This window comes from Variovorax sp. P1_H2 (genome assembly GCF_056405295.1).
Map to the genome: position 1 here is coordinate 1 of NZ_JBFUCJ010000177.1, position 8,586 is coordinate 8,586.

9 protein-coding genes are annotated in these 8,586 nt (G+C 68.8%); 7 read left to right on the forward strand and 2 right to left on the reverse strand.

Translation table 11 applies throughout. From position 1 onward, the window contains the following. Window positions 1-75: 75 nt before the first annotated feature. Window positions 76-585: a cupin domain-containing protein gene (locus AC1D2E_RS33295; protein ID WP_478201362.1), complete on the reverse strand. Its 510-nt coding sequence runs from the start codon at window positions 583-585 to the stop codon at window positions 76-78. Beyond that, window positions 582-2,069, reverse strand: a complete 1,488-nt coding sequence (gene mpl / locus AC1D2E_RS33300; RefSeq protein WP_478201363.1) for a UDP-N-acetylmuramate:L-alanyl-gamma-D-glutamyl-meso-diaminopimelate ligase — start codon at window positions 2,067-2,069, stop codon at window positions 582-584. The genes AC1D2E_RS33295 and mpl overlap by 4 nt, the downstream gene beginning before the upstream one ends. Window positions 2,070-2,135: 66 nt before the next feature. Between mpl and AC1D2E_RS33305 the strand changes: the two genes are divergently transcribed. The 7 genes from AC1D2E_RS33305 (at window position 2,136) to AC1D2E_RS33335 (ending at window position 8,447) form a co-directional block, all read left to right on the forward strand. Then, the gene (locus AC1D2E_RS33305) at window positions 2,136-2,735 is read left to right on the forward strand and encodes a hypothetical protein (RefSeq protein WP_478201364.1); all 600 of its coding nucleotides are present in this window, start codon (window positions 2,136-2,138) and stop codon (window positions 2,733-2,735) included. Next, window positions 2,732-3,268: a TlpA family protein disulfide reductase gene (locus AC1D2E_RS33310; protein WP_478201365.1), complete on the forward strand. Its 537-nt coding sequence runs from the start codon at window positions 2,732-2,734 to the stop codon at window positions 3,266-3,268. The genes AC1D2E_RS33305 and AC1D2E_RS33310 overlap by 4 nt, the downstream gene beginning before the upstream one ends. 115 nt (window positions 3,269-3,383) lie before the next feature. Beyond that, window positions 3,384-3,848, forward strand: a complete 465-nt coding sequence (gene accB / locus AC1D2E_RS33315) for an acetyl-CoA carboxylase biotin carboxyl carrier protein (protein WP_478201366.1) — start codon at window positions 3,384-3,386, stop codon at window positions 3,846-3,848. A gap of 2 nt (window positions 3,849-3,850) precedes the next feature. Next, on the forward strand, window positions 3,851-5,200 hold the full coding sequence (gene accC, locus AC1D2E_RS33320) for an acetyl-CoA carboxylase biotin carboxylase subunit (RefSeq protein ID WP_478201367.1): 1,350 nt from the start codon (window positions 3,851-3,853) through the stop codon (window positions 5,198-5,200). Between the two features lie 11 nt (window positions 5,201-5,211). After that, entirely contained in the window at window positions 5,212-6,102 is an 891-nt protein-coding gene (gene prmA, locus AC1D2E_RS33325; protein WP_478201368.1) for a 50S ribosomal protein L11 methyltransferase, read from the forward strand. Between the two features lie 137 nt (window positions 6,103-6,239). Then, complete coding sequence (locus AC1D2E_RS33330) at window positions 6,240-7,499, forward strand: zinc-ribbon and DUF3426 domain-containing protein (RefSeq protein WP_478201369.1); 1,260 nt, start codon at window positions 6,240-6,242, stop codon at window positions 7,497-7,499. 45 nt (window positions 7,500-7,544) lie between these two features. After that, the gene (locus AC1D2E_RS33335) at window positions 7,545-8,447 is read left to right on the forward strand and encodes a carbohydrate kinase family protein (RefSeq protein WP_478201370.1); all 903 of its coding nucleotides are present in this window, start codon (window positions 7,545-7,547) and stop codon (window positions 8,445-8,447) included. Window positions 8,448-8,586 lie beyond the last annotated feature (139 nt).

Here is an 8,586-nt window from a genome sequence, read left to right on the forward strand (position 1 = left end):
CTCCCCCACTGCGTGTGGGTCGCTGCCCCCCGAGGGGGCAGCAGGCCGGCTTGGGGCGGCCCGGCGCCGGCCTGATCAAATCAGCGCGGCCAGGTCGGGCCAGTGGTGGCGCAGCAGCGCGGCTTCGTCGCTGTCGGGCTGCATGAAAGTGAAGTCGTCGAAGTCGAAGCCCGGCCCGACCGTACAGCTCACCAGCGTGTAGTCGGGGCCCGTCGGCGTCACGATCGGCCGCGCCGCCTGCCACTGGCCGGCGGGCACGGTGTGCTGGGGGCGGGTGCCGTGGACGTCGACCGGGCCGAGGCGCAGATGGGCGGGCGGCGTGCGCAGTGCCGCGTCGCTGGTCCAGAGCGCCAGCGGGGCGCCCTCGAGATGAATCCAGACCTCGTCGGACTGCACCCGGTGCCAACGCGAGTGCTGGTCGGCCTCGAGCAGGAAATAGATGGTGGTGAGCGCATCGCGCGCCGCCCGCCCGTCGGTCGGCATCACCTGCGCGGCCGAGCGGAACATTTCACGGAACCAGCCACCTTCGGGATGGGGCTGCAGCTGGAGGGTCTCGATGAGTTGTCGTGCGCGCATAGGGCTCATTGTGGCGCGCGCAGCGCCGTCAGAAGCTTGTCGTGCACGCCGCCGAAGCCGCCATTGCTCATGCACACGATGTGATCGCCGGGGCGCGCCGCCGCCGCCACTTGCGCGACCAGGGGCGCGATGGCGCCCGCCACCCGGGCCCGGTCGCCCATCGGCGACAGGGCCGCCGCAGCATCCCAGTCGAGCCCGCCGCTGTGGCAGAACGACAGATCGGCGGCCTCCAGGCTCCAGGGCAACTGGGCCGCCATGGTGCCGAGCTTCATGGTGTTGCTGCGGGGCTCGAAGACCGCAAGGATGCGGTCCTGCCTGCGGCCGGCGGCGTCGAGCTTCTGGCGCAGGCCGTCGAGCGTGGTGCGGATCGCAGTCGGATGGTGGGCGAAATCGTCGTAGACCGTGATCGTCCCCGGGCTGCGCTCCACGCTGCCGCGCAGCTCCATGCGCCGGCGCACGTTGCGAAAGCCGGCCAGCGCCTCGGCCGCTTCGGCCGGTGCGACGCCGACGTGCTCGGCAGCGACGATCGCGGCCAACCCGTTCATCTGGTTGTGCAGGCCGGAGAGTGCCCATTCGACCCGGCCGACGCGTTCGCCCCGGCGCAGCACGTCGAAAGCGTCGTGCGGACCCGCGGCCTGCCATTCGCCACCGGCGCCGAAGCGCGCCAGCTCGCTCCAGCAGCCCTGGGCCAGCACGCGCTGCAGGCTCTCCTCGGTGGCATTGACGACCACCCGGCCCCGGCCCGGGACCGTGCGCACCAGATGGTGGAATTGCCGCTCGATCGCCGCCAAGTCGTCGAAGATGTCGGCGTGGTCGAACTCCAGGTTGTTCAGGATCACGGTGCGTGGGCGGTAATGGACGAACTTGCTGCGCTTGTCAAAGAAGGCCGTGTCGTATTCGTCCGCCTCGATCACGAATGTGGCCCCCACGCTCCCCACTGCGTGTGGTTCGCTGCCCCCCGAGGGGGCCGCAGGCCGCCTTGGGAGCGGCCCGGCGCCGGCCTGGGCGCCGGTCGCTCCACCGAGCCGCGCCGAGACGCCGAAGTCGAGCGGCACGCCGCCGACCAGGAAGCCGGGCGCCCGGCCGGTGCGCTCGAGGATCCAGGCCAGCATCGAGGTGGTGGTGGTCTTGCCGTGGGTGCCGGCGACGGCCATCACGTGCCGGCCCTGCAGCACCTGCTCGGCCAGCCATTGCGGTCCGCTGGTGTAGGGAGCGCCGGCGTCGAGGATGGCTTCCATCAGCGGAAACTTCGGCTGGCCGTCCGCCAGCCGGCCCCGCGACACCACGTTGCCGACCACGAAGACATCGGGCTTCAAGGCCAGCTGGTCGGCGCCGAAGCCCTCGATCAGATCGATGCCGAGCGCGCGCAGCTGGTCGCTCATCGGCGGATAGACGCCGGCGTCGCAGCCCGTCACCCGGTGGCCGGCTTCGCGGGCAAGCGCCGCCACCCCCCCCATGAAGGTGCCGCAGATGCCGAGAATGTGAATGTGCATCGGTCGATTCTAGGGACGCGCCGGGGGCATCCGCCCGCAATCCGCGCAGTGCGGCAAAATGACCCGATGGACACGTCGAAGCAGGAAATTGCCGCCACCGCGGCCCGCCTCGTGGTCGAGGAGGGGCTGGAATACGGGCCCGCCAAGCGCCGCGCGTTGCGCGATCTCGGCTTGCCTTCGCGCACCGCGCTGCCGAACAACGACGAGGTCGAGGCGGAGGTCCGCGACTACATCCAGCTTTTCTGCGCCGACACCCAGCCGCAGGAGCTGCAGGCGCTGCGCCTGCTGGCCCTCGAATGGATGGAGCGCATGGCGCAGTTCCGTCCCCATGTGGGCGGCGCGGTCTGGCATGGCACCGCGACACGGCTGTCGGACATCTACATCCAGTTGTTCTGCGACGATTCGAAATCGGCCGAGATCGCGTTGATCGATCACCATGTCGACTACGAACCGCGCATGGTCACCGGCTTCCACGGCGAGCAGGTCGAGGCGCTCAGCGTCCATACCAGCAGCCGCACGCTGGGTGAGGAGGTTGGCGTCCACCTGCTGGTCTACGACCTGGACGACTTGCGTGGGGCGCTCAAGCCCGACTCGCAGGGGCGGGCGCCGCGGGGCAACCTGGCGGCGCTCCGGCGGCTGATGGAAAAGGAAAGGGACGGCGGATGAGCCCGAGTCCCACACGGCGCGCCTGGCTCTATGGCGGCGTGGCCGCGGTCGCGGCCGCAGCCGGGATCGGCGGTGCCTGGTGGAAGCAGCGCCAAGGCGGAAGCGGTGGCGGAGAACAGATCGACCCGGCCTTCTGGGCGCAGCGATTCGAGCGGCCGGAGGGCGGCGAACTCGTTGTCGAGCGCCTTCGCGGCAAGCCCCTGCTGGTGAACTTCTGGGCCACCTGGTGCCCGCCCTGCGTCGAGGAAATGCCAATGATCGACGCCTTCTTTCGTGAAAACAATGCCAATGGTTGGCAAGTGGTCGGATTGGCCATCGATCAGCCCACCGCGGTGCGCAAGTTCCTGGCCAGGACGCCGGTCAGCTATCCGATCGGCCTGGCGGGCCTGCAGGGCACCGAGCTGGTCAAGCAGCTGGGCAACACGGCAGGCGGGCTGCCCTTCACCGTGGTGGTCGATTCGGACGGCTCGATCGCGGCGCGTAAAATGGGCAAGCTCGACGCCGCCGACCTGCAATCATGGCGACGGGCATAGTTCACGGCTAGAATCCAGCCCCTATCAATCCGGTAGTTGGCGCTGAAACGCCGAAATAACCGGATCTTCAGGCGAGTTAAATTCAAATGACCGGCAAAGCCGGCGCTGGAGTCCCATGGATCTACGCAAGCTCAAGACACTGATCGACCTGGTGTCCGAATCCAACATTTCCGAACTGGAAATCACCGAAACCGAAGGCAAGGTTCGGATCGTCAAGGGTGGTATCGCGGCACCGGTCCAGTACGTCCAGACGCTGGCTGCACCCGTTGGCGGCCAACAGGCTGCCAGCGCGGCACCCGCCATTGCGGCTGCGCCCGCCGCTGCCCCGGCCGAGGCCGCACCTGTGGGGCACGCGATCAAGTCGCCGATGGTCGGCACCTTCTATCGCTCGTCGAGCCCGGGCGCCCCGGCCTTCGTGGAGATCGGCAGCCAGGTCAAGGAAGGCGACACGGTCTGCATTATCGAGGCGATGAAGATCCTCAACGAGATCGAGGCCGACAAGGCCGGAACCGTGACCCAGATCCTCGGCGAGAACGGCCAGGCGGTCGAGTACGGCCAGCCGCTGTTCATCATCGAGTGAGCATGTTCAAGAAGATCCTGGTCGCCAACCGCGGCGAGATTGCTCTGAGAATCCAGCGCGCATGCAGTGAACTGGGCATCAAGGCGGTAATGGTGTATTCCGAAGCCGATCGCGACGCCAAGTACGTCAAGCTGGCCGAGGAAGCCGTGTGCATCGGCCCCGCGCCGTCCTCGCAGAGCTACCTGAACATGCCCGCCATCATCTCGGCGGCCGAAGTGACCGACTCGGAGGCGATCCACCCGGGCTACGGTTTTCTGAGCGAGAACGCCAACTTCGCCGAGCGCGTCGAGCAGAGCGGCTTCCAGTTCATCGGCCCCACGCCCGAGTCGATCCGCATCATGGGCGACAAGGTGTCGGCCAAGCAGGCGATGATCAAGGCCGGCGTGCCCTGCGTGCCGGGCTCCGAGGGTGAGCTTTCCGACGACGCGACCACCAACAAGCGCATCGCGCGGGCGATCGGCTATCCGGTCATCATCAAGGCCGCGGGCGGCGGCGGCGGGCGCGGCATGCGGGTGGTCCACACCGAGGCGGCGCTGGTCAATGCGATCCAGATGACCAAGGCGGAAGCCGGCGCGGCCTTCAACAATCCGGCCGTCTACATGGAGAAGTTCCTCCAGAACCCGCGCCACATCGAGATCCAGATCCTCGCCGACAAGCACAAGAACGCGGTCTACCTGGGCGAGCGCGACTGTTCCATGCAGCGGCGCCACCAGAAGGTGATCGAGGAATCGCCGGCGCCGGGCATCCCGCGCAAGCTGATCGAGAAGATCGGCGAGCGCTGCGCCGCCGCCTGCAAGAAGATCGGCTACCGCGGCGCCGGCACCTTCGAGTTCCTCTACGAGAACGGCGAGTTCTACTTCATCGAGATGAACACCCGCGTGCAGGTGGAGCATCCGGTGACCGAGTTCACCACCGGCATCGACATCGTGAAGACGCAGATCATGGTGGCGGCGGGCGAGAAGCTGCCCTTCACCCAGCGGCAGATCGAGATGCGCGGCCACGCGATCGAGTGCCGCATCAACGCCGAGGACCCGTACAAGTTCACGCCCTCGCCGGGGCGCATCACGATGTGGCATCCGCCGGGCGGACCGGGCGTGCGTGTGGACTCCCACGTGTACACCAACTACTTCGTGCCGCCGAACTACGATTCGATGATCGGCAAGATCATCGTCTACGGCGACACCCGGGAACAGGCGATGGCGCGCATGCGCACGGCGCTCAACGAGACCGTGATCGAAGGCATCCAGACCAACATCGCGCTGCATCGCGAACTGATGGTCGACGCCAATTTCATGAACGGCGGCACCAACATCCACTATCTCGAAGAGTGGCTCAGCGCCCACAAGCGCTGAGAGGAATCGCCGTGTTCGAACTTCGCCTGCTGGCGCCTGAAGATCTGGTCGAGACCGTCAGCGACGCGCTCGACGCGCTCGATGCGCTGAGCGTCTCGGTCGAGGACGCCGATGCGCAGACCGACGCCGAGCAGGCCCTGTTCGGCGAACCGGGCATGCCGCCGCCCAAGGATGGCTGGCAGCGTTCGCGCGTGATCGCGCTGTTCGCCACCGAGGCGCTGGCGCGCGAGGCGGCCGCGCTGCTCGAGGCGCAGGATTTCTTCGCCGAGTGCCGGCTGCTGGGCCTGGCCGACGTGCCCGAGCAAGACTGGGTGCGCCTGACGCAGTCGCAGTTCGCGCCGGTCGAGATCACGCCCGAGTTCTGGATCGTGCCGACCTGGCACGAACCGCCGGCGCAGGCGCGCCAGGTGATCCGGCTCGATCCGGGGCTGGCCTTCGGCACCGGCACCCATCCGACCACGCGCATGTGCCTGCGCTGGATCGCCACGCGCGGCACGCTCGCGGGCCGGCGCGTGCTCGACTACGGCTGCGGCTCCGGCATCCTGGCGATCGGCTCGGCGAAGTTCGGTGCGCTCGACATCGACGCGGTGGACATCGACGAGGCCGCGGTGGAATCGACCCGGCTCAATGCCGAGGCCAATGGCGTTGCCTTGAAGGCCGGTCTCCCGGAGGCTGCCGCGGGCCGCTACCAGATCGTGCTCGCGAACATCCTGGCGACGCCGCTCAAGGTGCTCGCGCCGTTGCTCTGCGGCCACGTCGCGCCGGGCGGCGACCTGGTGCTGGCCGGCATCCTGGAGCGGCAGGCCGACGAGTTGAAGGCAGCCTATGCCCCCTACGCGGCGCTCGAGGTCAGCGACAGCGAAGACGGCTGGATCCTGATGACAGCGAAGGCTACGCCCTAGCGGCCGGCGCAGCCAGGCCCGTTGGTGAAACACCGCGGAACCGGCTTTGCCGGGCCGCTGGTGTTGCCCCCGGCAGGGGGTGGGCGCCCGACACGAAGTGCGGGCAACCTGGGGGCGAGCAATACAATCGGCGCCTCATGAGCCTGGTCACCCGCTGCCCCGCGTGCGACACCACATTCAAGGTGGTGCGGGACCAGCTTCGCATCTCCGATGGCTGGGTGCGCTGCGGGCGTTGCAGCCAGGTGTTCGATGCCACCGTCGACCTGCAGGAAACGGCAGACACTCTGCCCGCGGCGCCGGCGCCGGTGCCGCTGTCCGAGCCCGTGCCGGCCTCGGAAGACCAGCCTGCGCAAGCCGACCCTGATCCGGAGCCCGAGCCCGAAGCCGAAGCCGAAGCCGAAGCCACGGCCGCAGTCGTCCCTGCCGGCGCCCCTCCGAAGGACATTGCAGAGGCCGACTTCTTCGACGACGAACTGGCTTCGGGTCCGGCGCCGCTGGCCGAAGCGCCGGCCTTCGCGGACACGCGTGCGCTGTCATGGCCCGATCCGGACTCCCTGCTGCTCGGCGACGAAGGGCGCAACGCCGTTCGTCCTCCCGTGCCGCCGCCGCTGTCCTTCCCGGACATCGACCTCACGCTGCCTGCGCGGCCGATGGCGCCGCCGAGCGATGCCGCAGCGCCGGAGCCGGAGCTCGGCGATCCCAGCGATGCGCAACTGCAGAAGGCGCTGCGCCGCGAGCGCGTCAAGTCGGCCCGGATGGCCAGGGTCAAGGCGAGGGAGCGGGCGGGCGCGTTGGCCGGCGCCGCGCCGCTGGTCCTGGCCGCCAGCGAGTCCGAAGCGGCGTCCGTCGGGGCGCTTCATCGCGCGGCGGGCCCGGCCTTCCTGGGGATCGACGAAGCGCCGTCCCGGTGGGGCCGTCCCGTGGTCAGGCTTTCGCTGTTCGCCACGGCCGTGCTGGCGGCGCTTCTGCTCGCGGCCCAGGTCCTGCATCAGGAGCGCGACCTGATCGCGGCGCGCCAGCCGGCGCTGCGCCCGTTGCTGAACGTTGTCTGCCGTGTCGCCGGATGCGAGCTTTCGGCGTTGCGGCAGATCAACGACATCAAGATCGATGGCGCATCGTTCGCGCGCGACAAGAGCGGCGACGGCTTCCAGCTCAACTTCACGGTGCGCAATGTCGCCGCCGTGCCGCTCGCGATGCCCGCGGTCGAACTCTCGCTGCTCGATACGCAGGAGCGAGCGGTGGTGCGGCGCGTGCTCATGCCCCTCGACTTCGGTGCGCCGGCGGTGCTGCCGGCGCGTACCGAGCGCTCGGCATCGCTGTCCCTCAGGCTCGGCGGCGCCGAGGCGGCGTCGATGCCGCCGGTCGCCGGTTTTCGCATCGAGGCGCTCTATCCCTGAGCCTCTCGACCTTCCAGTTTCTTCAATCCAACCAGTGGCTCTCCCATGGCAGCAGTGATTTGCGGTTCGCTCGCGTTCGACACCATCATGACTTTCGAGGGGCGGTTCGCGGACCAGATCCTTCCGGACCAGTTGCACATCCTCAACGTGTCCTTCCTGGTGCCCGGGCTGCGGCGCGACTTCGGCGGCTGCGCCGGCAACATCGCCTACAGCCTCAATGCCCTGGGCGGCACGGCGCTGCCGATGGCGACGGTCGGCAGCGACGGCGCCGACTACCTCGAGCGCCTGCGCTCGCTTGGCATCAGCACCGAGTTCGTGCGCCAGGTCGACGACACCTTCACGGCCCAGGCCATGATCATGAACGACCGTGACAACAACCAGATCACGGCCTTCCACCCGGGCGCGATGCAGCAGGCGCACATCACGAAGGTCGCTGCGCGCGAGGACATCCGGCTCGGCATCGTGGCGCCCGACGGCCGGGACGCGATGCTGCAGCACGCCGAGCAGTTCAAGGCGGCCGGCATCCCCTTCGTCTTCGATCCGGGTCAGGGCCTGCCGATGTTCGACGGCAAGGAACTCGCGCACTTCGTCGACCTGGCGAGCTGGGTCGTGGTCAACGACTACGAGGGCAAGATGCTGTCGCAGCGCACCGGCTGGAGCCTGGCGGAGATCTCGAAGCGGGTGCGTGGCCTGGTCGTGACGCTGGCGGCGCAGGGCTGCGAGGTCTGGACCCAGGGCGAACGCGAACATGTGCCGGCCGTCACGCCCGAGGCGGTGGTCGAGCCGACCGGCTGCGGTGACGCCTGGCGCGGCGCCTTGCTGTTCGGCCTCGAGCAAGGCTGGCCGCTGGCGCGCTGCGCCGCTCTCGGCAACCATCTGGGCGCGCTCAAGATCGCCCAGCGTGGTCCGCAAAACTACCAGGTCGACCGCCAGGCGCTGGGGATTTAGCCCACCCCGAAGCGCCTGCGGCGCCCCGAGTCGCTGCCAGAGGCAGCGGCTCTTCGGTTCCGTCCAAGCCTGCGCAGGCAGGCTTGGAGCCGCGGACCTCAGCCCCTCAAGGGGGCGATACCCGCGGCCTGGCAAAGCC